This window comes from Curtobacterium sp. L1-20, assembly GCF_048755855.1.
Taxonomy (GTDB): Bacteria; Actinomycetota; Actinomycetes; order Actinomycetales; family Microbacteriaceae; genus Curtobacterium.
The window spans coordinates 2,266,991-2,290,131 of record NZ_CP151473.1; the positions used below are offsets into that span (position 1 = coordinate 2,266,991).

The 23,141-nt window shown below is 73.4% G+C and carries 23 protein-coding genes; 17 read left to right on the top strand and 6 right to left on the bottom strand.

What is annotated here, in order from left to right; all coding sequences use genetic code 11:
* Position 1 precedes the first annotated feature (1 nt).
* The 14 genes from fliS to AAEP86_RS12320 all read left to right on the top strand — a co-directional run bounded on the left by fliS (position 2) and on the right by AAEP86_RS12320 (position 12,226).
* Positions 2-478 (top strand): flagellar export chaperone FliS, encoded by a 477-nt coding sequence (fliS, locus tag AAEP86_RS12255; protein ID WP_420367614.1) that lies wholly within the window; start codon positions 2-4, stop codon positions 476-478.
* A complete protein-coding gene (locus AAEP86_RS12260) occupies positions 468-776 on the top strand; it encodes a hypothetical protein (RefSeq protein ID WP_420367615.1) in 309 nt (102 codons plus the stop codon). The genes fliS and AAEP86_RS12260 overlap by 11 nt, the downstream gene beginning before the upstream one ends.
* A gap of 881 nt (positions 777-1,657) precedes the next feature.
* Positions 1,658-2,002 (top strand): flagellar basal body rod protein FlgB, encoded by a 345-nt coding sequence (locus AAEP86_RS12265; RefSeq protein WP_420367616.1) that lies wholly within the window; start codon positions 1,658-1,660, stop codon positions 2,000-2,002.
* Positions 1,999-2,394: a flagellar basal body rod protein FlgC gene (locus AAEP86_RS12270; protein WP_254785958.1), complete on the top strand. Its 396-nt coding sequence runs from the start codon at positions 1,999-2,001 to the stop codon at positions 2,392-2,394. The genes AAEP86_RS12265 and AAEP86_RS12270 overlap by 4 nt, the downstream gene beginning before the upstream one ends.
* Entirely contained in the window at positions 2,394-2,756 is a 363-nt protein-coding gene (gene fliE, locus AAEP86_RS12275; protein WP_420367617.1) for a flagellar hook-basal body complex protein FliE, read from the top strand. The genes AAEP86_RS12270 and fliE overlap by 1 nt, the downstream gene beginning before the upstream one ends.
* Positions 2,756-4,429 carry a flagellar basal-body MS-ring/collar protein FliF gene (fliF, locus tag AAEP86_RS12280; protein ID WP_420367618.1) on the top strand — a complete coding sequence of 558 codons (1,674 nt, stop codon included), beginning with the start codon at positions 2,756-2,758 and terminating at the stop codon, positions 4,427-4,429. The genes fliE and fliF overlap by 1 nt, the downstream gene beginning before the upstream one ends.
* Positions 4,426-5,481 carry a flagellar motor switch protein FliG gene (fliG, locus tag AAEP86_RS12285; protein ID WP_420367619.1) on the top strand — a complete coding sequence of 352 codons (1,056 nt, stop codon included), beginning with the start codon at positions 4,426-4,428 and terminating at the stop codon, positions 5,479-5,481. Before fliF ends, fliG begins: the two co-directional genes overlap by 4 nt.
* Positions 5,474-6,124 (top strand): hypothetical protein, encoded by a 651-nt coding sequence (locus tag AAEP86_RS12290; protein WP_420367620.1) that lies wholly within the window; start codon positions 5,474-5,476, stop codon positions 6,122-6,124. The genes fliG and AAEP86_RS12290 overlap by 8 nt, the downstream gene beginning before the upstream one ends.
* Positions 6,121-7,449, top strand: a complete 1,329-nt coding sequence (locus AAEP86_RS12295; protein ID WP_420367621.1) for a FliI/YscN family ATPase — start codon at positions 6,121-6,123, stop codon at positions 7,447-7,449. The genes AAEP86_RS12290 and AAEP86_RS12295 overlap by 4 nt, the downstream gene beginning before the upstream one ends.
* A complete protein-coding gene (locus tag AAEP86_RS12300) occupies positions 7,449-7,880 on the top strand; it encodes a flagellar FliJ family protein (protein ID WP_420367622.1) in 432 nt (143 codons plus the stop codon). Before AAEP86_RS12295 ends, AAEP86_RS12300 begins: the two co-directional genes overlap by 1 nt.
* Entirely contained in the window at positions 7,877-8,596 is a 720-nt protein-coding gene (locus AAEP86_RS12305; protein ID WP_420367623.1) for a C40 family peptidase, read from the top strand. Before AAEP86_RS12300 ends, AAEP86_RS12305 begins: the two co-directional genes overlap by 4 nt.
* Positions 8,593-10,494 (top strand): flagellar hook-length control protein FliK, encoded by a 1,902-nt coding sequence (locus tag AAEP86_RS12310; RefSeq protein ID WP_420367624.1) that lies wholly within the window; start codon positions 8,593-8,595, stop codon positions 10,492-10,494. Before AAEP86_RS12305 ends, AAEP86_RS12310 begins: the two co-directional genes overlap by 4 nt.
* Positions 10,495-10,535: 41 nt before the next feature.
* The gene (locus AAEP86_RS12315; RefSeq protein ID WP_420367625.1) at positions 10,536-10,979 is read left to right on the top strand and encodes a flagellar hook assembly protein FlgD; all 444 of its coding nucleotides are present in this window, start codon (positions 10,536-10,538) and stop codon (positions 10,977-10,979) included.
* A 71-nt stretch (positions 10,980-11,050) separates the two neighbouring features.
* Positions 11,051-12,226 carry a flagellar hook protein FlgE gene (locus tag AAEP86_RS12320; RefSeq protein ID WP_420367626.1) on the top strand — a complete coding sequence of 392 codons (1,176 nt, stop codon included), beginning with the start codon at positions 11,051-11,053 and terminating at the stop codon, positions 12,224-12,226.
* A 109-nt stretch (positions 12,227-12,335) separates the two neighbouring features.
* On the opposite strand, the gene AAEP86_RS12325 is transcribed toward AAEP86_RS12320, so the two are convergent.
* The 4 genes from AAEP86_RS12325 to AAEP86_RS12340 all read right to left on the bottom strand — a co-directional run bounded on the left by AAEP86_RS12325 (position 12,336) and on the right by AAEP86_RS12340 (position 18,258).
* On the bottom strand, positions 12,336-13,259 hold the full coding sequence (locus tag AAEP86_RS12325; RefSeq protein ID WP_420367627.1) for an alpha/beta fold hydrolase: 924 nt from the start codon (positions 13,257-13,259) through the stop codon (positions 12,336-12,338).
* A gap of 147 nt (positions 13,260-13,406) precedes the next feature.
* On the bottom strand, positions 13,407-15,464 hold the full coding sequence (locus AAEP86_RS12330; RefSeq protein ID WP_420367628.1) for a prolyl oligopeptidase family serine peptidase: 2,058 nt from the start codon (positions 15,462-15,464) through the stop codon (positions 13,407-13,409).
* 53 nt (positions 15,465-15,517) lie between these two features.
* On the bottom strand, positions 15,518-16,120 hold the full coding sequence (locus tag AAEP86_RS12335) for a hypothetical protein (protein WP_420367629.1): 603 nt from the start codon (positions 16,118-16,120) through the stop codon (positions 15,518-15,520).
* Entirely contained in the window at positions 16,117-18,258 is a 2,142-nt protein-coding gene (locus tag AAEP86_RS12340; RefSeq protein WP_420367630.1) for a hypothetical protein, read from the bottom strand. Before AAEP86_RS12340 ends, AAEP86_RS12335 begins: the two co-directional genes overlap by 4 nt.
* Before the next feature lie 150 nt (positions 18,259-18,408).
* Here AAEP86_RS12340 and AAEP86_RS12345 point away from each other — a divergent pair, with 150 nt between their 5' ends.
* Positions 18,409-19,017, top strand: coding sequence for a TetR/AcrR family transcriptional regulator (locus AAEP86_RS12345; RefSeq protein ID WP_420367631.1), 609 nt, complete (start codon positions 18,409-18,411; stop codon positions 19,015-19,017).
* A 103-nt stretch (positions 19,018-19,120) separates the two neighbouring features.
* Positions 19,121-19,681: a DoxX family protein gene (locus AAEP86_RS12350; RefSeq protein ID WP_420367632.1), complete on the top strand. Its 561-nt coding sequence runs from the start codon at positions 19,121-19,123 to the stop codon at positions 19,679-19,681.
* Between the two features lie 62 nt (positions 19,682-19,743).
* Here the strand turns inward: AAEP86_RS12350 and AAEP86_RS12355 are convergent, their stop codons facing one another.
* Positions 19,744-20,514: an ABC transporter permease gene (locus AAEP86_RS12355; RefSeq protein WP_420367633.1), complete on the bottom strand. Its 771-nt coding sequence runs from the start codon at positions 20,512-20,514 to the stop codon at positions 19,744-19,746.
* Positions 20,511-22,091 carry a Na+/H+ antiporter gene (locus AAEP86_RS12360; protein WP_420367634.1) on the bottom strand — a complete coding sequence of 527 codons (1,581 nt, stop codon included), beginning with the start codon at positions 22,089-22,091 and terminating at the stop codon, positions 20,511-20,513. Before AAEP86_RS12360 ends, AAEP86_RS12355 begins: the two co-directional genes overlap by 4 nt.
* 196 nt (positions 22,092-22,287) lie before the next feature.
* Between AAEP86_RS12360 and AAEP86_RS12365 the strand changes: the two genes are divergently transcribed.
* On the top strand, positions 22,288-23,058 hold the full coding sequence (locus tag AAEP86_RS12365) for an SDR family oxidoreductase (RefSeq protein ID WP_420367635.1): 771 nt from the start codon (positions 22,288-22,290) through the stop codon (positions 23,056-23,058).
* Positions 23,059-23,141: the final 83 nt, after the last annotated feature.

Below are 23,141 nucleotides of genomic sequence, written 5' to 3' on the forward strand. Positions count from 1 at the left end.
CATGAGCACCTTCGACCTCCAGACGGCTGCGTTCCGTCAGGCCGCACAGCCGCGCACCGTCACGGACCAGCGCCGCGCCCAGTACACGAACGAGGCCGTCCTCTCCGCGACGCCGGCGCAGCTCGTCACGATGCTCTACGACCGGCTGCTGCTCGACCTGCACCGCGCCGAGGCCGCGCAGACCACCGCGGACTGGGAGGCTGCACGCGAGCAACTCCTGCACGCGCAGGCGATCGTCGGTGAACTGTCCTCCACGCTGCGCATCGACGCCTGGGACGGCGGCGAGGGCCTGCTCGCCATCTACAACTACGCGTCGTCGTCGCTGATCACCGCGAACGTGCACCGCGACGTGCAGGCCACCCGCGACTGCATCCGGATCCTCGAGCCCCTGCGGCAGTCCTGGCACGAGGCCGCGGCGTCGCTGCCCGCCGCGCAGGCGACCCGGCCTTCCACGGGCGGTGCGCTCGGTGTCGCCTGAGCTCGGGACGCGCGACGACGCGCACGCCCGCTGGGTGGCGGTGCTCGACCAGCTGGAACACGACGCCGGGCCGTCGGCCGACGACGTGACCGGTGGCGCGTGGGTGGAGCCGACCGGGCTGGGACCGATCCCACGCGGCCTGGTGGGACGTGCCTCCCGGCTGCTCGCCGCGCAGCGGGACCGCATCACCGACCTCGAGGCGGGACGCCGCTCGGCGGGGGAGCACCTCGGGGCGCTGCGCGCGGTCGACGCGACGCGGGAGCCGCGCGGGTCCGTGTACCTCGATGCCTCGGCCTGACGCACCCGGCTGACGCGGCTGACGTCCGGCGGGCGCACGGTGCGACAAGGTCGTTGTCGTACGACGGCGGGGTTGTCGCTGGTGCGCGCGTGCAACAGCAGGCGGGTGCAACAGCCGGCGCGTGCACGGTGCGACATGGTCGATGTCGTACGAGTGCGGTGGTGTCGTTGGTGCGCGCGTGCAACAGCCGGCGGGTGCACGGTGCGACGCGGTCGATGTCGTACGACTGCGGTGGTGTCGCTGGTGCGCGCGTGCAACAGCCGACGGGCGCACTGTGCGACATGGTCGATGTCGTACGACTGCGGTGGTGTCGTCGGTACGCGCATGCAATAGCAGGCGCGTGCAACGCCCGGCGGGTGCACGGTGCGTCACGGTCGATGTCGTACGACTTCGGTGCTGTCGTTGGTGTGCGCGTGCAACAGCTGGCGGGCGCAACAGCCGGCGGGTGCACGGTGCGACATGGTCGATGTCGTACGACTGCGGTGGTGTCGTTGGTGCGCGCGTGCAACAGTCGGCGGGTGCACGGTGCGACATGGTCGATGTCGTACGACTGCGGGGTTGTCGCTGGCGCGCGGGTGCAAGTGCAGGCGTGTGCAAACAGCTGGCGCGTGCACGGTGCGACATGGTCGATGTCGTACGACTGCGGTGGTGTCGTTCGGACTCGTGGGGTGCGCTCGGCGGCGGCGAAGACGCCCCCGCGACGCACCCGCAACGCACCCCCCGCACCGCACCGCCCCCCGTTCGGGGCGACCCCTAACGTGCCCCCGGCCCCGGCCGACAGCGCCCCCCGAGCACGGATCGCTCACCAGTTCGGCCAGGGATCGGCCACCGCCAATCGGCGACGTCACAGGGGCGTCGCAGATCGAGGGGACGGTCCTCCCGTGTTCGATTCCGTGACGTCGGCTGCGCTGCAGAGCGCCCTCGACGGACTCTCCATGCGCCAGCGCGTCATCGCGAACAACGTCGCGAACATCAACACGCCGAACTACCACGCCGAGAAGGTCCAGTTCGAGGACGCCCTCGCGAAGTCGATCGTGGACGGCAACGGCAGCACCACGGCCACCGTCGCGCGGAGCCTGGAGCCGACGAACACGAACGGGAACAACGTCAACCTCGACGAGGAGACGCTTTCGAACGTGGACACCGTCCTCCGGTACCAGTTCGCGACGCAGGCGATGAACGCCGAACTGACCAGCGTCCGTGCGGCGATGCGGACGAACTCGTGACGACCTTCGACGCGATCGGCATCGCGAGCACCGGCATGACCGTGCACCGCAAGTGGCTCGACGCGGTGTCCGACAACATCGCGAACGCGAACACCGTCAAGTCGATGGACGACACCGCCTTCCAGGCCCGCTACGTCGAGGTGCAGGAGGGCGCGGGCGTCTCCGGCGCCTACGTCAAGGGCGCCGCGTTCGGCAGCGCCGCCGGCCGCGTGACCTACGACCCGGACAACCCGCTCGCCAACGAGGAGGGCTACGTCCGAATGCCCGACATCGACCTCGGAACGCAGATGGCGGACCTCATCATGGCCCAGCGCGGCTACCAGGCGAACGCCGCCGTGGTCGACCGTGCCAAGACCGCCTACGAGGCGGCACTGCAGATCGGGAAGAACTGATGCCCATCGACGCCGTCAACGGTGTGACCACCAACGCGATGACCCGCGCCTTCACGGGCGCCGCCGACGCCGCCTCCGGGGCGGGCGCGGTGACCGGCACGGACGGGCTGACCGGCACCGGCGCGACGACCGCCACCGACGGCAGCGGGTTCGCCGCGAGCCTCGGCAACGCGGTCGACGGCCTGCAGCAGCTGCAGAGCGACTCGAAGACCCTCGCGCTCAAGGCCGTCACCGGCAACCTCGACGACATCCACGACGCCACCATCGCGTCCACCCGCGCGCAGGTGACCCTCGAGCTCGTCGCCGCGGTCCGCAACAAGGGCGTCGACGCCTTCAACGAGATCATGAGGATGCAGGCCTGATGCCCGTCGCCGTCAAGGACCTCTTCGGTCGCCTCGCCGCCTACGTCAAGGGCTTCAGCGCCGCACAGCGGACCATCGCCATCCTGGTGATCGCCGCACTCGTGCTCGGTGGGATCGCCCTCGCGAGCTGGCTCGGCAAGGCCTCGTACGCACCGCTGTTCACCGGGCTGGCAGCGGCCGACGCGGCGAGCGTCACCGACCAGCTCACCACCGACGGGGTGCCGTACCAGCTGACCGACGGCGGCGCGACGATCCTCGTGCCGCAGGGCTCCGTGTACTCGGAGCGCCTCAAGGCCGCGTCGAACGGCCTGCCGTCGTCCAACGAGGGCGGCTACTCGCTGCTCGACAAGATGGGCGTCACGAGCTCCGAGTTCCAGCAGGACGTGACGTACAAGCGCGCGATGGAGGGCGAGCTCGCCAAGACCATCAGCGCGATGGACGGCGTGCAGACCGCCACCGTGCAGCTCGCGATCCCGGAGAAGACCGTGTTCGTCGCCGAGGAGAAGGACCCGACGGCGTCGGTGTTCGTCGCGACGAAGAACGGCGTCGAGCTGAGCACCGACCAGGTCCAGGCGATCGTCCACCTGACCAGTGCCGCGGTCGAGGGCATGCAGCCGACCGACGTCTCCGTCGTCGACGCGAAGGGCCAGACGCTCTCCGCGGTGGGCACCGGAGCGACCGGCAGCGGCGCGGACCAGGCCGCCGACTACGACGCCACGACGAGCAAGAAGGTGCAGGACCTCCTCGACACCACGCTCGGCGCGGGCAACGCGACCGTCGTCGTGTCGGCCACGATGAACCAGAACTCCGGCACCCGCACGTCGGAGTCGTACACCACCCCGACCACCGGCCCGGTGGCGCTGAACGAGTCGTCCTCGACCGAGCAGTACGGGTCTGGCTCCGGCGCGGGCGGTGCCGGCGCCACGGGCGTGCTCGGACCGGACAACATCGCCGTGCCGAAGGGCTCCGCGTCGAGCGGCACCGGCGACGACGGGTACAAGAACGAGTCGGCGACGAAGAACAACGCCGTCGACCACACCACCGAGACGACGCAGCTGCCCGCCGGCGGCCTCGACCGGCAGACGATCTCGGTCGCGCTCAACTCCAAGGCGACCGCCGTTCAGAACGCGAACCTGCAGAGCATCAACGACCTCGTGTCCGCGGCGGCCGGTGTCGACTCCACGCGCGGCGACCAGGTCCGCGTCGCCATGATGGACTTCGACACCAGCGCCGCCGACCGGGCGACGAAGGCGCTCGAGGCGCAGCAGAAGGCCGACCAGCAGGAGGCGCTGTGGTCGGCGATCCGCACCGCCGGCATCGTCCTCGGCAGCCTGCTGGCCCTCGTCGCGATCCTGGTGTTCCTGGTCCGCCGCAGCCGCAAGCAGGAGCGCGAAGCGGTCGACCTCGGCGAGCTCGACGCCTTCGGTGGCGAGACCTTCCAGCTGCCCCTCGCGGTGGACGGCGCTGACGACCGGGCCTCCCTCGGCGCCGGCGACGCGCCGACCGTGGCGCTGCCGAGCATCCCGCACGACGACGCACCGACCGAGATCCTCACCACCGACGAGATCTCCGCCGAGCGCCGCCGGCAGGACATCTCGGCGTTGGCCGAGCGGGACCCGAAGCGCACCGCCGACCTGCTCCGCGGGCTGCTCGACGACCGGACGACGGTGTGAGCGCGCTGACGCCCGCGCCCGTCGGCGGCACCGGCGGCTCCGCCGACCGCCCGCTGACCGGCGCCCAGAAGGTGGCCCTGATCCTCATGCAGATGGAGACGGACCGTGCCGCCGAGGTGATGAAGCAGTTCTCCGAGATGGAGGCCGAGGAGATCTCCGCGGAGATCGTCCGGATGCGCCGCGTCGAGGACACCGTCGTCGACCGCACCCTCAGCGAGTTCCACCGCATGACGTTGACCGGCCGGCTGCAGAAGCGCGGCGGCAAGGAGACCGCGCTCGGCCTGCTCGAGGCGTCGTTCGGCGCCGAGCGCGCCGCCGGTGTGATGGACCGGCTCGCGTCGAACCTGGCCGGCCAGTCCTTCGACTTCCTCGACGACGCCGAGCCCGGCCAGGTCATCACCCTGCTCGAGGGCGAACTGCCGCAGACCATCGCGCTCGTGCTCGCGCACCTCAAGCCGGCCCAGGCCAGCGCCGTGCTCGCCGGGGTCGACGAGCGTTCGCGCACCGACGTCGCGCAGGCCTTCGCGACCATGGGCAGCGCCACCCCCGAGGCCGTCGGGATCGTCGCCGGGGTGCTCCGCCAGCGCGCCGGCGCCGTCGTGTCCCCGCGCGAGAGCCTCGAGGTCGTCGGCGGCATCGCGCCCCTCGTCGAGATCATCAACCGCTCCGACGTCGCCACCGAGAAGGCCGTGCTCGACGGGCTCGAGGCACGCGACCCCGAGCTCGCCGAGGACATCCGATCGCGGATGCTCACCTTCGAGGACATCGTCAAGCTCGAGGCCCGCGACATCCAGCAGGTCCTGCGCGGCATCGACTCGAAGCTGCTCGCGACCGCCATGAAGGGCGCCGCCGGCCCGGTCGTGGAGACGATCCGTGCGAACGTCTCCGAGCGCAACCGCGAGCTCCTCGACGACGAACTGCAGTCGATGGGTCCGGTCCGCGTCTCGCAGGTCGAGGAGGCCCGCGCCGAGGTCGTCCGCTCCGTCCGCGAACTCGAGGCGCAGGGTGTCATCACCGTCCACCGCGCCGAGGAGGACGAGCTCGTTGACTGAGACCACCGTGCAGCGCGTCGCGTTCCCCGTCATCGGCGGGACCGCCGAGCGGGACCGCGCCGCCAGCGCCGACGTCCGCGGTCACGCGGCCGGGTACGCGGCCGGCCTGCGCGCCGCGCAGGCCGAGACGGACGCCCTGCGTGCGCGGCTCGAGGCCGAGCACACGGCGCTCACCGCGTCGATGCAGGCCGACACCGCGCGCCGCATCGCGGTGCTCGACGCCGCCACGACCGCGATGCTGTCGCAGGTGGCGCCGGTCCTCGACACCGCCGAGCAGTCGGTCGCGGCCGCCGCCGTCGACCTCGCAGAAGCCGTCGTCGGGTACGCAATCCGTTCCTCCAGGCCGTCCGGCGCGGCGACCACCGGACCGGAGGACACCGGCCGGGAGGCGCGGGCCACGTCCGGTGCGGAGGCGACCCTGACGCGCGCACTCGCCTCGATCGACCGCACGGTCGCCGTCGCGGTCCGGCTCAGCGTCGCCGACGCTGCGCGGGTGGCCCACCTGGACCTGCCGGTCCCGGTGGTGGCCGACCCGGCCCTGTCCGACGGCGACGCCGTCGTCGACCTGCCGGACGGCCTGCTCGACGCCCGGATCCGGACCGCGCTCGAGCGCGCCCGCACCGCGCTGGGGGTCGCCCCGTGACCACCACACTGCTCCGACCGCGCGGCCTCGACGAGGCGCTGCGGCAGGCCGCGCCCCAGCGGGTCGGCGTCGTGACGAGCGCCGTCGGGCTGGGCCTCACGGTCGCCGGGCTCGACGCCCGTGTCGGCGAGGTCCTCACCGTCGGCGCCGAGGACGCGCCGCAGACCGCCGTCGAGGTCGTCGCGACCGACGTCAGCGGTGTCCGGTGCATGCCGCTCGGGCGCCTGACGGGCGTCACCGCCGGCACCCCCGTCCGCCCGACCGGACGCCCCGTGCTGGTCCCCACCGGCACCGGACTCTTCGGCCGGGTGCTCGACGGCCTCGGACGGCCGATCGACGACCGCGGACCGCTCGACACCGACGCGTGGGTGCCGCTCGACCACGAGACGCCGAACGCGATGGCGCGCACGCGCATCGACACCCCGATGCAGCTCGGCGTCCGGGTGCTCGACACCCTCACCACCGTGGGCCGGGGGCAGCGCATGGGGCTGTTCGCGGGTTCCGGCGTCGGCAAGTCCTCGCTGCTGTCGATGATCGCGCGGGGGAGCGACGCCGCCGTCAACGTCATCGCGCTCGTCGGCGAACGCGGCCGCGAGGTGCGGGAGTTCCTGGAGGACGACCTCGGTGCGGAGGGCCTCGCCCGGTCGATCGTCGTCGTCTCGACCTCGGACGAGCCCGCGCTCATGCGCCTGCGCGCCGCGTTCGTGGCGACCCGCATCGCCGAGTCCTTCCGCGACGCCGGTCAGGACGTCGTGCTGATGATGGACTCGCTCACCCGCGTCGCCATGGCGCAGCGCGAGATCGGGCTGTCGGTCGGGGAACCGCCTGCCACCCGGGGATACCCGCCGTCGACGTTCTCGGTGCTCGCCGGACTGCTCGAGCGCGCCGGGACCGACCGAGTCGGCAGCATCACCGGCCTGTACACCGTGCTCGTCGACGGCGACGACCACAACGAGCCCATCGCCGACGCCGCCCGCAGCATCCTCGACGGCCACGTCGTGCTCGACCGGAAGCTGGCCGTGACCGGGCACTTCCCGTCCGTCGACGCCCTCGGGTCCGTGTCCCGCGTCGCCTCGAAGGTGACGTCGCCGGCGCAGCGCGGTGCCGCGACCACCCTCCGGAAGGTCATGGCCGCGCGGAAGGCGGCGCAGGACCTCCTCGACGTCGGCGCGTACCAGCGGGGGACGAACCCGCTGGTCGACGCAGCCGTCGACCACCAGGACCAGATCGACGCGTTCCTCCGGCAGGGCATGGACGAGCGCGCGACCGCGGACGCGTCGTGGCAGCGCCTCGGCGGGCTCGTGCAGCAGTTGGCGGTGGCCTGATGGCGCGCCGGTTCCCGCTCGCCGGGCTCCTCCGCCTGCGGCACGCCCAGCAGGACCGGGCGGCCGCGGGCCTCGCCGCCGCGAACGAGCGCGTCCGCGACGCCGCCGACGCCCGGATCGCCGCGCGCCGCAGCCTCGCCGACGCGGAGGGCGGGCAGCCGATCCAGGACGCAGCGACGCTGAGCGCGGTCGCCGCCGCGCGGGCCGCGACCCGCGGCATGCTCGAGGAGCTCGACGCCGTCGTGCGGTCGCGTCGCACCGAGGCCGACCAGGCGCAGGACGCGTACAACAGCGCCCGCCGGTCGGCGCTCGGCCTCGAGAAGCTCGAGACGCAGCACGTGCAGCAGCAGACCGCGGAGGAGCTCCGCACCGAACAGAACACCCTCGACGAGATCGCGGCCCGACGCCGCACGGAAGGTGGTGCCCGATGAGCGTGGACGCCGTGCTCTCGCGGATCTCCGAGATCCGCACCCAGATCGACGCCCTGCGCACGGGGACGACCGCCACCGCGGCGAGTCCGTCGTCCGCGGCGGGGGCCGACTCGTCGACCGCGTTCGCCGACGCACTGGCGACCGCGACGGGGTCCACGCCGGCGAGCACCGGGACGGCCGCCGCGGCGACCGCGACCGCGCGCCCCGCCACCTCCGTCGACGCCGGTACCGGCACGATCGCGACCGGCAGCGGCGCCACCGGGACGGACGTGGTCGCCGACGCGAAGAAGTACCTCGGCGTCCCCTACGTCTTCGGCGGCACGACCCGGTCGGGCATGGACTGCTCGGGACTCGTGCAGACGGTGTTCAAGGACCTCGGCGTGACCATGCCCCGGGTCGTGCCGGACCAGGCGAAGATGGGCGTCGAGGTCGGTTCGCTGAGGGACGCGCAGCCGGGCGACCTCATCATCCCGAAGGGCGAGGGCCACGTCGTCATCTACGTCGGCGACGGCAAGGTGCTGCACGCTCCGCACCCGGGCAAGGACGTCCGGATCGTCGACAACTGGTACAAGGACTCGGACATCGCGACGATCCGACGCATCGTGCCCGCGCACGCCGCACCGACGCCGGCCGCGACGGCGACCCCGGCCGGCGGTTCGACCGACCTGCAGACCGCGGCGTTGATGTCGCTGATGAACGCCGGGAGCGCCGCATGAGCCTGACGATCCCCACGCAGACGTCCGCGGTCGCCCCCGCCCCGACGACACCGTCCGCCGGCGCCCGGCGGGGTACCGGCGACGCGTTCGGCGCCGCCCTGGCCGCCGTGGACGCGCACCGCTCCGACCCGCAGCGCGCTGCCGACGACCGGTCCGGCGCGGGCGCTCCCCGTCGCGCTCCCGAGCGGGGGCACGACGCCGGACAGCGAGCCCACGGCTCCGACCGGGCCGACCGGGCACGGACCGCCTGCGACCGCTCCGACCGGGCCGATCGCGCACGGACCGCCGGCGACCGCACCGACCGGGACCGCGACGCGACCACCGGCACCGGACCGGACGCCGGGACGACGAACCCCACGAGCCCGGAGGCCGTCGCCGCAGGGCCCGACAGCGCGGGAGTCCTGACGCCGACCTCGACGACCGCCACCGACGCGAGCGGGACGGACGCGAGCGGGACGGGCGCGCTGGCCGCAGCGACCACGACGGACCCGGCGACGGCCGCCGGTCCGCTCACGGGCGCCGTCTCCGGAACCGCGGGACCGGACGGCGCCCTGATGGTCGCAGTCGCAGGCGCGGTCGCAGGCGGAGCCATGGGCGCACTCGCAGGCGAGGGCACGGCCGCGGGCGCAGTCGAGCCCGGGACGTCGGCCACGGCCAGCGCCGTCGCCGCGACCGGATCCTCCGCCGTCCTCAGCACCACGACGTCGACCGGCACCACGACGTCGACCGACAGGACGATCCCGACCGGCACGACGCCGGTCGCGACGCCCGCCGCGGCCGCCCTGGGCGGGAACGCGCCCGCCGCCGTCGCCCCGTCAGCGGGAGCAGCACCCGCGGACGGCACCGCGCCGACCGGCGCCACGGGCCGGACGGCCACCACGACCCGGGGCACGACCGCGGGCAGCGCGCACGGCCTCGCCGGCGCGGGCACCGGGACCGCAGGCCTCGGGACCCCGGCCCCGTCGACCACCGCGGACGCGGTCCCCGCCACGTCGACCACCACGACGCCGGCCGGCGCCCCGCCGATCGCCGGCACGACGCCGGGCACCGCACCGGTGGCCGCCACGGTGATGCCCGGTGCCGGCCGGCCCGCCGCAGCTCCGACGACCCCGACGCCCGGCACCCCGGTGACCGACGCCACCGCGACCCCCGGAGCCCCTGCCACCGCCACCACGAGCACGACGACCGGCAGCCCCGTCGTCGTCGCGACGCCGACACCGGCCGGCCCCGAGCGCACCGCTCCGTCGACACCCGGCGCGACGGCCGCCGTGGCGACCACGGCCGTGCCCGGCGCCGCCGGACCGACCACCGGCGGCGGTGCCCAGACCGGCCACGGGGCGGAGGACCACCGGTCCGCCCAGGGGGAGCCGAGCCTCCAGACCGTCACCGCGCCACGCGGCGGCGAGACGCCGTTCGCGGTCCCGGCCACCACGCCGACGACTGCGGCGGCTCCCGTCTCCGGAGCCGCCACGGCGAACGCCCCGGCACCCCTCGCGCAGCAGCTCGCCCGTCCCGTGTTCACGCTGGCGCAGGCCAGGCCGGGCGAGCACGTCGTCACCGTCCAGGTGACGCCGGACGCGCTCGGGCCCGTCACGGTGCGGGCGCACGTCACGGCGCACGGCATGCACGTCGAGCTGTTCGCCGTGTCCGACGCGGGCCGCGACGCGGTCCGCCAGGTGCTGCCCGACCTCCGTCGCGACGCGGCCGGCACCGGCCTCGCCACCACGCTCGACCTGTCGTCCCAGAACCAACCCGACGCACGGTCCGGTCGCGACGAGCGCCCCGCCCCGGCGGCCACGCGCGTCGACCCCGGCCAGGAGGCGCGGCCCACCCCGCGCGCACCCGGCACCGCCCACACGCCCACCGTCCGCACCGTCGGACTCGACGTCCTCGCCTGAGCGACGACACCGCGCTCGCGCGACCACCGAAGGGAACGACCATGCCGATGGACGGCATCACCGGCACCGTGGACCCGGCCGCACAGGCCGCCGCCCTCGCCGCCAACGCATCGCGGAAGCAGTCGCAGACGATGGACTCCGAGGTGTTCATGAAGCTGCTCGTCACGCAGCTGCAGAACCAGGACCCCTCCTCGCCGATGGACACCAACCAGATGATCAGCCAGCAGACGCAGCTCGCGATGATGGAGCAGATCACCAACCAGACCACGACGGCGAACGAGAACTTCTCGCTGCAGATGCGGATCGCCGCCGCCAACCTCGTCGGGAAGCAGGTCAGCTACTCCGACGCCGCCAGTGGCAAGGACGTCACCGGCACCGCAACGGCCGTCTCGTACGCGAACAGCGTGCCGACGGTCACCGTGAACGGGAAGGAGGTCGCCCTCGACGTGATCTCCGGCATCACCACCGCCGCTCCGACCTCCTGACCGTCCCTCCGCACACTTCTTCCCCTCCGGGGCTCCGCTCCGCCGGGCTCCGTTCCTCGAAAGGACGCACCATGCTCCGCTCGCTCTACTCCGGGATCTCCGGCCTCCGCTCCCACCAGCAGATGCTCGACGTCACCGGCAACAACATCGCCAACGTGAACACGGTCGGCTTCAAGTCGTCGTCGGTCGTCTTCCAGGACACCCTGTCGCAGATGACCCAGGGCGCCGGCGGTCCGCAGACCGGCATCGGCGGCACGAACCCGGCCCAGATCGGCCTCGGCGTGCAGGTCGCCGGCATCTCCACGAACTTCGTGCAGGGCTCCGCGCAGGCGACCGGCAAGGCGACCGACCTCGACATCAGCGGCGACGGCTTCTTCGTGACGAAGCTCGGCAACGACACGATCTACACCCGCGCCGGCGCGTTCGACTTCGACGCCTCGGGTCGACTCGTGTCCGCCGACGGCAAGGTCGTGCAGGGCTACCCGGCCGCGAACGGCGTCGTCAACGAGAACGGTCAGCTCAGCGACATCGTGCTCCCGCTCGACGCGGCCGCACCCGCCGTCCGCACCACCACCGCCGGCGTCACGGGCAACCTGCCCTCCGACACCGCTGCGGGCACGACCATCACCCGCGACGCGACGGTGTTCGACGCCTCGGGTGCCAAGCACACGATGTCGCTCGCCTACACCCGCACGGCCGCCGGCTGGGACGTGGCCGCCACCGACGGACAGGGCAACCGCGCGACCTCCTCGCTGACCTTCGGCGCCGACGGCAAGCTGACGGCCGGCGGCTCCATCGCGGTCGGCGGCATCGCCGTCGACATGACGGAGCTCACCGGCTTCGCCACGCTGAGCACGGTGTCGATCGCCTCGCAGAACGGCAGCTCGGCCGGCTCGCTGCAGGGCTACTCGATCGCGAAGGACGGCACGATCACCGGTTCGTTCTCGAACGGCGCCTCGGTCGCCATCGGCCGGATCGCCCTCGCCACCTTCGCCAACCCGGCCGGCCTCGAGAAGACGGGGGCGTCGGGCTACCGCGCGACCGCGAACTCGGGCACGGCGGCCGTCGGTGCCCCCGGTTCGCCCGGTGTCGGGCAGCTCGCGTCCGGCACGCTCGAGATGTCGAACGTCGACCTGTCGCAGGAGTTCACGAACCTCATCGTGGCCCAGCGCGGGTTCCAGGCGAACGCGCGCATCATCACCACGTCGGACGAGGTCCTGCAGGAGCTGACGAACCTGAAGCGGTAGGCGCGTCGCCCGCGCCCGCGGGTCCGGGAGCAGGGATCGTCGGTCCGGCGCGAGCCACCCGACGGTCCCTGCTCCTTCGTCGTCCCGCAGCTCCGTCGCGCCGGCAGGGTCAGCGGCTCGGCACCGCGACCCGGGCCACGAAGCGCTCCACGGCCTCGGCGAACGCCCCGGGCTCCTCGCGGTGCGCGAAGTGGCCGCTCGCCGCGAAGGTGACGAGCTCGGCGCCCGGGACGTCCTGCCAGATCTCGGCGGCCGCGACCGGCCCGCAGATGAAGTCGTGCTTCCCGACGAACACCGACACGGGCACCCGCACCTCGGGGAGCCGGGGTCGCACGTCCCACGCGCCGCCGGGCTGCCGGTTCGGGTCCTCGTGGTGCCGGTCGTCGTCGAGCAGCTGCTGCAGCACGTCGGGCCGTGCGCGGAAGTCCGCGACGTACGCGGGCTTCAGACGGCGGGCGATCGACGTCGCCTCGGCCTCCGAGCGGGACGCCGGGTCGGACTCCTCCTGCGCGACGGCGTCGTCCCAGGCCGCCCGCACCTCGGCCGCGACCGGGTCACCGGGGAACCGTCGGAGGAAGGCGTCGACGCGGGCGGTCGCACGACTGACGAGGTCGACGTTCGTGGCAAGGCCGTCGTAGACGATCACGCCGTCGAGCACCTCCGGGTGGTCCAGCGCGAGCTGCAGCGCGACCATGCCGCCGTGGGAGTGGCCGAGGAACACCGCACGTCCGCCGGGAAGCGCTCGGATGAGGCCCGCGGCGATCCGGGCGTAGGCGGCGTGCGAGTAGTCGCCGTCCGGGATCCGGTCGGACCGGCCGGTCCCGACGGGGTCGACGTAGACCACCGTCACCGTCCGCTCCACCTCGGGCATCCGCAGGTAGGCGGCGTCCGAGCCCGGCCCGCCGGAGTGCGCGACGACGATCGGGCCCGAGCCCCGCACCTCGTACGCGACCCGGAGGCCGTCCACCTCCACCGTGTGCCAGCCGGTGTCCACCGGTGCGGTTCCGTCGTTCGTCCTGTTCTCCGTGACCATCCTCGGACGGTACGTCGAGCGCTCGTCCTCGCCCACCGTGGAAACCCCCGAGGTGCGCCAGGTGCGCTGCCGACCCGGAACGACATCCCCGTCGTCGTACGACGTCGACGATGTCGTTCCTGGTCGGCAACGGACCGAGCCGAAGCCCTACCCGAGCAGCTCGGGCCGCTCCCACTCCTCGCCGAGCACGTGCTGGGCGAGGAAGGCGAACACCGTCTCGTACCAGACGACGGCGTGCTGCGGCTTGAGGATCCAGTGGTTCTCGTCCGGGAAGTACAGGAACCGGTGCGGCATCGTGCCGTCGGACGCCGCGTGGTGCTCCGCCAACTCCGACCAGAGCCGCAGGCCCTCACCGATCGGCACCCGGTAGTCCTTGTCACCGTGGATGACGAGCATCGGCGTGGTGATGTCGGCGACGAACCGTCGGGGATCGTTCTCGTGTCGGGCATCGTCGCCGAGGATCGCGTGCCAGAACTGCGACATGTCGGTCGTGCCGCTGAACTGGTCCATCGCCCAGAACCCGGCGTGCGACACGATCGCGCGGAAGCGGTCGGTGTGCCCGGCGATCCAGTTCGCCATGTAGCCGCCGAAGGACCCGCCCATCGCCGCGGTGCGGGTCTCGTCGATGTCGGGTCGGGCCTCGACGGCGTCGGTGATCGCCATCAGGTCGGTGTACGGCGCCTGGCCCCAGGCGTTCCACCCGCGGTTGAGGAAGTCGAGGCCGTAGCCCGTCGACACGGCGGGGTCGGGCAGCAGGACGGCGTACCCACGGACCGCTGCGAGGTGCGGGTTCCACCGCCAGGACCACCGGTTCCAGGAACCAACCGGTCCACCGTGCACCCAGAGCAGGAGCGGGTGGGGCCCGTCGCCCGCCTCGGCGGCGGGCAGCACGAGCCAACCGCGCAGCCGTGCTCCGTCGGCCGCGGTGGTCTCGACCTCCTCCACGCGACCGGGGATGTCCGGCAGGGCGGCTGGCGTCGCCAGCGGCGTCACGGTCCCGTCGTCCCCGATCCGGACCGGGTGCGGCGGGGCCTGCCAGGAGCTGCGCAGCGCCACGACCGCGCCGGTCTCCTCCGCTACGTGCAGGCTCGAGTACGCCCAGTCGTCGTGGGTCAGCTGCTCCACGGCGCCACCGTCGAGCGGGAGCCGGAAGACCGGGGCCCGTCCGTCCTGGTCGGCGATCGCCAGGAGTGCGTCGTCCGTGTGCGCGAAGACGAGTTCGTCCGGCCAGCGGTCCCAGTCGGTGGCGATGCGTCGCGCGCCGGACAGCGTCGTGCCGTCGAGCTCGGCGACCCAGACCTCCTGCTCCGGTGCGGCCTCCGGTGCGAACTGCGCGGCGCGGACCCACGCGAGGGTCCGTCCGTCGTGGCTGATCCGGGGCAGCTCGTGCTCGTGACCGGTCTCGTCGACGAGCACCGTCCGCGCCCCCGAGGCGACGTCGACGGCGACGAGCGTCGCCCGCGACCCCCGTGCCTCCTGGACGCGCACCGTCGTGACGACCACCGAGCCGTCGGGCGCGACCGCGCCGTCGACGCGCTCGAGGGAGCGGGCCGGGGCGGGTGTCAGGTCGACCGGGACGGGGACGTCCGACGGAACACGGTCCGGCGACGTCGCGCGCACCGAGCCCGCGTCGAGGGTGAGGACGTGGGGCTCGTCCGGCCCGAGGTCGTGGTCCCAGAACCGGACCGGGTAGGTCTCGTGCAGGATCGCCCGGACCTCCCGGTCCGTCCGGCGGCCGCGGATCTCGGCGTCCGCGTCGACGACGTCGCCCGGAACCGCCTGCACCCCGGGCATGATCCCGGCGACCACGGCGACGGTGTCCGCGTGTGCGGCGGTGCCGAGCACGCCCTGCACGCCGCCGGCGAAGCGGGTGAGCGGGCGTGCGTCGCCCCCGTCGGCGGGGAGCAGCCACAGCTGGGGTGCACCGGCGCCGCGGTCGTCGCCGGACGGCCGTGCCGACACGACGAGCAGGTCGCCGGACCGGGTGAACCCGGCCCCGACCTCGCCCGCCTCGGAGCGGGTCCGCCGGACGGGTGTCCCGCCGCCCTCGCCGGGCACGGTCCAGATCGAGGAGCGGTACGCCGTCCCGTCCGCGGTGAGGTCCGTGACGGTGAGCGCGACGCGGGCCCCGTCGGGGCTCACGGTGAGGCCGTCGACACGACGCAGTGCTGCGTACCGGGCGAGGTCGGAGAACGGTGAGGTCATGGCCGTGACGGTAATCAGCGCCTCGCCACGCGTCGCCCGCGGTCCCACGGAGATCAGTCGTTCTCGACCTCGAAGTCCCACTCCGCCAGCACGTGCGATCCGTCCGGCGCCCACCGGAGGACGCCCTCGCCGACCTTCATGACGGTGCGCACCTCGAACGACGCCCGCTGCCCGGGTTCGAGCACCGCCGGCGGCGCGGGGTGGCCGGCGACGGGTGCGAGCCGGTAGACGTTCCCGAGCTGGTCGATGGTGGTCATGTCCGCGAGCGAGACCGGGACGCTGTGCGTGGCACGCCGGAGCGACACCGTCCACGTGCACGTCGTCGTCTCGCCCTGGTGGGGGAGTCCCTCGCCGGGCACGACCGGTCCGGTGACCGTGGCGAACAGCGTGGAGCCGTCGCCCAGGCGCACCCGGACCGTGTCGCCCTCGGAGGTCAGCGCCGGGTGCGCCGCGGTCCCGGTGAGGACCCCGTCGGTGTCGGCCGGGATCGTCGCGAGCCAGGACGGCAGGCTGCCGTAGGTGTTCGCGACGGCGGGCTCGTGGTGGTCGGTGCACCCGACGAGCGCCGTCGCGGTCAGAGCGGCCACGGCGACCGCGGACGACCAGGAGGCGACGCGTCCGAGCCGCCTCCCGGTCGTGGTGCGCGAGGTGGTCACCGGTGCCGTCTGGGGACGTTGGTGAAGACGTCCCGTCCGAACGGGGCGAGACCGGGCTGGCCCGCGTACCCGAGGTGGCCGCGACCGTCCACGCCGCCGGAGACCGTGCCGCCGCCGACGCGGTGGCGGTCGTGTCCCGCGCTGACCTGGAAGACGTCCTCCATGGTGCGGAGCCAGCTGTAGTGGTTGTAGTAGGTCGTCGAGACGGTCCCGGGTCGGATGAGCGGGCTGATGAGCACGCTGCCCGTGTCGCCGCCGCCGGGGGTGGCGTCGGTCGCGTCGTAGAGCGGGTCGGCGGTCTGGCCCGGGGCGAGGAAGCCCGGCGCGCCCTCGGCGCTCAGGGTCAGGCTGGTCACCGCTCCGGTCGGCGTCACGGGGTTGCCCGCGGCGTCGAGGAGCTGGAACGAGCCGTCGACGACCGAGCCCGAGTTCGTCGTCGGGAACTGCGGTCCGGTGTCGCTGACGGCGCCGACGTACGTGTCCGCCGGGATCGGGCTCGTGCCGCCGGGGCCGGTCGTGTCCGTCGTGTCGACGACGCCGCGGCCGGTGTCGTCGGCGAGGATCGACTGGTCGAGCACGTAGCTGGACGCGCTGTTCGCCGCGACCGCGTCGACGCGGGCACCGGGGGTCGACCCCGAGCCGGCCCGGACGATGCCCGGCACGCAGTTCGCGGGCGCCCGGGTGGGCGTCGTCTGCGTGCAGGTCGGCGGTCGGTCGACGAACGCGTTGTCCCCGGGACCCGGGTACAGCTGGTTGCCCTTCGCGTCCGTGCCGAGCGTCGAGTTCGGCCCGGTCGGCTCGGTCCCGACGTTCTTGCCGAAGAGGTTCTCACCGGCGCGGTCGGACACGAGGCCGGAGGACGCGTCGGGACGGTCGGACTGCGTCGGTCCGTACGCGTTCGCGTTGTTGAAGCTGTTCTTCGAGTAGGTGAACGGCGGGTTGGCCTCGTCGAAGGTGACGTCGATGAGCCCGCCGTCCTTGAACGCCGCCGATCGCTCGATCATCGGGATGTAGTACTTGAGGAAGAGGTCCGAGGCGTAGAGGCCGCCGGTCGAGTTCTTCGGCTTCGTGGTCTCCGGTGCGGGTGTCCCGGGCTGGTAGATCGGCTGCCCGCTCGCCGTGAAGGATCCCGACAGGTTGTTCCCCTTGCAGACCGCGTCGTGCGCGTCGCTGCAGTTGTTCGGCGTGATCCAGCTGAAGGCCGGCGTCGTCCGCTCGTCCTGCAGGTCCCGGAACAGGCCGTGCTGCGACGAGTCCAGGTTCGCGATGTGGGCCGCGTCGCAGTCGGACCCACCCTGCACGGGCGTCGTCAGCGCTGCGGTGGTGTGCCCGTGCGCGTCCTTCGCGCCCGTCAGTCCCTCGAACCACGGGAACGGGAAGTGCTTGGCGACGTACTGGTCGTTCGGCTGCGCGCCCGTGAAGCTCGTGACGCCCGCAGGAGCCGGGCGTGCGGTGGTCGGCGTGAGGTAGGTCGGGTTCGTCTCCGGGTCGTTCTCGGCGGTGCCGGGAGCACCGCAGACGCCGTCCTCGCGACCGGGCTGGTTCCCGAGGTCCTGCGCGTACCCCTTCCAGGTCTTCCCGGCGGCATCCAGCTGGTTGAACAGCGTCGGCGTCGAGTGCGGGTAGGTGCAGCCGTTCGTCCCGTCGGGCGCGTTCGCCCCGCTCGGCTGCGCGGCGTTCGCGAGGGACCGGACCTGCCCGGCGTCCGGACCGGAGCGGATGGTGCTCGCGTCGGACCCGAACGGGGTGTCGACGACGTCGCAGTCGGCCTGCGTGTCCTGCTGGGGGCCCTGGCCCGATGCCATCGAGATGTAGTTGTCCATGCTGAAGTGGCCGGTGCCGTAGTAGTTCTTCAGCAGGACGCCCTGGCTCGGCAGGGTCTTCCAGAGGTAGCTGTTCTGGTTCAGCCCCGTGAACGTGGCGTCGTACGACTTGTTCTCGAGGATGATCAGCCAGACGTGCTTCACCTGGCCGGGTCGCAGGCCCGTCGAGGTGATCGTGGTCCCGCGCTGCGAGGCGGGGGTGTCTGCGGAGGCGGCGGCGGTGGCGACACCCACCGACAGGGCGGCGACGACGCCGGCCGTGGCGGCGATCGCGACGGTGCGTCGCCATCCCGCGAGGTTGCCCAGGAAGGTCATGAGGAAGGTCTACCGCCGCGGTGGCCCCTCGTCGGGGGCCACGAGGTGAACATGTCGTGAGCGGGTCCACAGGGTACGGGAGCCGTCGTCCCCGTCGAGGACAGGGCCCTGGAATGAATGCACCTCGGTGGACCCACCTATCCTGGGACGATGGCGACCCGGACGTACTCATCTGAGCGGCGTGCTGCCGGGGCGGCGCAGACCCGCGCGGACGTCCTCGAGAGTGCTCGCGCCCTCTTCATGCAGCACGGGTACGCCGCGGTCACCGTCCCGCGCATCGCGGCGCGTGCCGGCGTCTCGGTCGCGACGGTCTACTCGGCCGTCGGCGGCAAGGTGCAGCTCTTCGTCGCGCTGTTCGACGCCGCGGCCGGGGACCCGGCGGTCGACGAGGCCATGCAGCGGGTCACCAGCGCGCCCACCTCCGCCGAGGTGCTCCGGGCCCTCGGCCACGGCACGCGGCTCGTCTCCGAGCGACACCGGTGGATGCTGACCGAGATGTACGACAACGCCGGGGGCGACCCCCTCATCGCGGAACGCCTCGCCGGCGCGCAGGACGACCTCCGCGGTCGGTTCACGCAGGCCGCCCGGCGCATCCACGAGCTGGACGGCGCGGGGTCGGACGACGTCGACCGGGTGGTCACGACCCTGCTGTTCTTCTTCGGGGTCGCCGCCTGGCGCACCCTCCGCGACGAGGACTGGGACTGGGACGACGCCGAGCAGTGGCTGGTGGGCCGTGCGAGCGAGGCCCTGTCGAGCTGACGTCCCGCTCGCCACGCACCACCGGGTCACGGCGTAGCGTCGACGGCACCGTGCCCGTCCGCGTCGGACGGCGTCCGGACCACTGACGATCGGGAGGACCCCCATGAGCTCGCGCACCACCACCGCTGCCGTCACCGCCGCGACCCTGCTCCGCATCGCCCTCGGGGCGGTGCTCGTCTCGCACGGCTCCCAGAAGCTCTTCGGCGCGTTCGGCGGCGGCGGCATCGACGGCACCGCCCAGGGGATGCACGCCATGGGCTTCCGGCCCGGACGCCGCAACGCGGTGCTGGCCGGGATCGGGGAGGCCGGGTCCGGCGCCGCCCTGGCGCTCGGTCTCGCCACGCCGATCGCCGGCGCCGGTGCGGCGACCACGATGGGCGTCGCGTCCAGCGTGCACACCCCGAACGGCTTCTTCAACGCCGACGGCGGCCTGGAACTGCCGGCCTTCCTCGGGTTCTCCGCGGCGATGTTCGCGCTCGGCGGCCCCGGGCCGGTCTCGCTCGACCACGCGACGCGGCACGCCCTGGACCGACCGTGGCTGCGTGCGATCGCCCTCGCCGCGGTGCCGGTCGCGATCGCGGTCCAGGTCGCGCAGCGCCGGAAGGCGCTCGCGACGGACGCCGCGGCGTCCGGTGACGGCGAGGCGGCCGCCACCGAGCAGTGACGTCCGTCCCCGGACGGTCGGACGGGAGGCGCGGTGCCGGCTGGCACCGCGCCTCCCGTCCGTCAGTCGGCCGTCCCGGTGAGGGGCCGCGTCCGGACCGGCGCGAGCAGGTGGGTCAGCGTCGTGGAGACGACGGCGCCGGCGGCGATGATCGCGGCCAGCACGACGATCTGGAAGCGCCCCGCCTCGACGGGGGAGACCCCGCCGAAGATCGCGCCGACGAACGCGCCGGGCAGCGTCACGAGGCCCGTCGTGCGGGTCTGGTCCGTACTCGGGACCATCGCGGCGTGGATCGCCCGGCGGACGAGGTCCGCGGTGGAGCGCCGAGCGGTGGCGCCCAGGGCGAGCCACCCCTCGACGTCGTCCCAGCGGTCGTCCACGAGTTCCACGAACCGCCGTCCGGAGAGCGTCGCGCTCGTCATCGCGTTGCCGATCACGATGCCGCCGATCGCCAGGACGTACCGCGGGCTGAACGTGATCGCCCCGGTGGCGAAGACGATGCCGAGCGCGCCGACGACGCCGGCGACCATCGCCAGGGCGACGGGCAGGAACCGGTCCCGCAGGGTGCCGAGCCGTCGGCTCGCCGTGACCGAGGCCACGCCGAACATCACGAGGAGCGCCGCCGCGATCCAGAGCGGGTCCCGGATCACGCCGCTGAGCACCACGCTGATGAGTGCGAGCTGCGCCGTGCCGCGGAGCACCGCGCGGGCCGGTGCCCACGGCGACGGGGCCCGGGCCAGGAGCAGCACGGTCGTCGCCAGCGCGACGAGGACGAGCACGCCGACGAGGGTCCGGAGGACGGTGTCGAGGTCGACCACGCCGGCGTCCGTCACGCGGTGGACGCGCCGTTCAGGCGCGCTTCCTCGGCGTCGTACCCGGCACGCACCTGCCGGAGCACCAGGTCGTCGATCTCGTCGGCGTCCCGCAGTCGGAGCAGCGTCGCGGCCTTGTGCTGCACGAGGGCGAGTTCGAGCGCGACGGCGGTGTCGTGCCGCTGCAGGGCCGGGTGGTCCTCGTCCTCCTCCTCGCGCGCCTGGATGACGTCGAGGTGCGCCTCGTAGTCCTTCCGCACGCGGTCGACGGTCGCGCGGTCGGCCCCGTTGGCGCGGGCGAGCCGGGGGAGTGCGGCGAGGGCCTCCTCGATCGCGGTCCGCTCGGCGTACCGACGTTCCTCGTGGACGGACTCGTCCTCGGGCAGGGCTGCTCGGCGCAGGACCGCGGGCAGCACGAGCGCCTGCCCGACGATCGTCACGACGACCACCCCGGCGGTGACGAAGACGATGAGGTCGCGGTCCGGGAACGCCGCACCGGACTCGAGCGTCCGGGGCACGGCCACCGCCATCGCGAGCGACACGGCACCACGGAAGCCCGCGAAGCCGCTCACCAGGCGGTCGCGGTGCCCTTCGCGCGGGGCGCCGCCCGTCCGCCGCGTGACCAGCCAGACGGCACCGCCCGCCGCGTTGAGGAAGGCGAAGCGCACCACGACGAGCGCGACCGCGACGGCCGCGATGATCCCGGTGGCGCGGAGCAGTTCGGACGCGTCGAGCGCCCGGGCCGCGACCATCGCCTCGATGCCGACCAGGACGAAGAGCGCGCCGTTGAGCAGGAAGGTCAGGAACGACCAGAACGACCGGACCTGCTGCCGGGTCTCGGCGCGGTCGAGCTTCGGGCCGACCTGGCTGACGACGATCCCGGCCGCGACGACGGCGAGCACGCCCGAGGCGCCGATCGCCTCGGCGCCGAGGAACGCGACGAACGGTACGAGGAGCGTGACGAGGTTCTCGAGCACCACCGTGTCCACGCGGCGGAGGACGAGCGTGCCGAGCCAGGCCGCCAGCAGCCCGGCAGTGACCCCACCGACGTACGACAACGCGAGCATTCCGGAGACGCCCCAGAAGGTGAGCTCCTGGGTACCGACGGTCACGGCGACGGCGATCCCGTAGACCACGAGCGTGGTGCCGTCGTTCACCAGGCTCTCCGCGCGCAGCACCGTCACGTTGCGCCGCGGCAGCATCTTGGTGAGCACGCCGACGGCGGTCGCGTCCGTCGGTGCGACCGCCGCGCCGAGCACCCAGGCCGGGCCCCACGGCAGGCCGAGCAGGTGCAGGAGCACGGCGACGCCGCCGGCCGTGACGACGACGAGCAGGGTCCCCATCAGCACGATCCCGCGCAGGTTCTTCCGGATCTCGCGCAGCGACGTCGTCAGGCTCTCCCAGTACAGGAGCGCGGGGAGGAACAGCAGCAGCACGGCGTCGGCCGGCAGCTGCACGTCGGCGAACTCCGGCACCAACGCCAGGGCGGCACCGAAGACGAGCAGCAGCACCGGCGGGGCGACCCGGATGCGGTCGGCGATCCCCGCCGTCAGGGCGATGGCGAGCCCCAGCACGACCACCAGTTCAGGTCCCAGCACACGCACTCCTCGTTCGACCGACACTCCAGTCAACGCGCCGCTGGCTGACAGTGCACACGCGCACCCGGCGGTGGTCGCGACCGGCGACGGACGGGAGGCGCGGTGCGGACCCGTCCCGCGCCTCCAGTCCGTCCCCGGGGCGGCGCGGCGCGTGACGGACGGGCCCGGGAACGGACGGCAGCGGTAGCGTGCCGGCATGAGCGACGACACGACCTCCGCCCGCGCGCGCGACCACCGCACCGCCGTCGTGACCGGAGGCGGCAGCGGCATCGGCCGTTCCGCCGCGCTCGCGCTGGCGGCCGACGGCTGGACGGTCGTCGTCGCCGGACGGCGCCGTGCACCCCTCGACGAGGTCGCGGACGCCTCGGCCCGGATCGTGCCCGTCGTCGCGGACGTCTCGGTCGAGGCGGACGTCCGCCGGCTCTTCGCCGAGACCCTCGACCGGTTCGGCCGGCTCGACCTGCTGTTCAACAACGCCGGCACGGGCGCGCCGGCGACCCAGCTCGACGAGATCACGCTCGACACCTGGAACGAGGTGCTGGCCGTGACCCTGACCGGCTCGTTCCTCTGCGCCCGCGAGGCGTTCCGAATCATGCGGACGCAGACGCCGCAGGGCGGCCGCATCATCAACAACGGCTCGATCTCGGCGCACGCCCCGCGCCCGCTGTCGGCGCCCTACACGGTCGCGAAGCACGCCGTGACGGGTCTGACGAAGCAGCTCCAGCTGGACGGTCGGGCCTTCGGCATCGCCTGCGGTCAGCTCGACATCGGCAACGCCGCCACGACGATGGGGGCCGGGGCGGCGGACGGCACGCTGCAGGCCGACGGGTCGACCCGTGCCGAGCCGACGATGGACGTCGACGAGACCGGCCGTGCGGTCGCGTACATGGCCGGGATGCCGGTCGGCACGAACGTGCCGAACCTGACGGTGATGCCCACCGCCATGCCGTTCGTCGGTCGCGGCTGACACCGCGCCGCGGGTGTCCGTCGGGAGGGCGGACGGGGATGATCCTCCTCAGATCCGTCCGTGACCGATTCCTACGCCGTGTG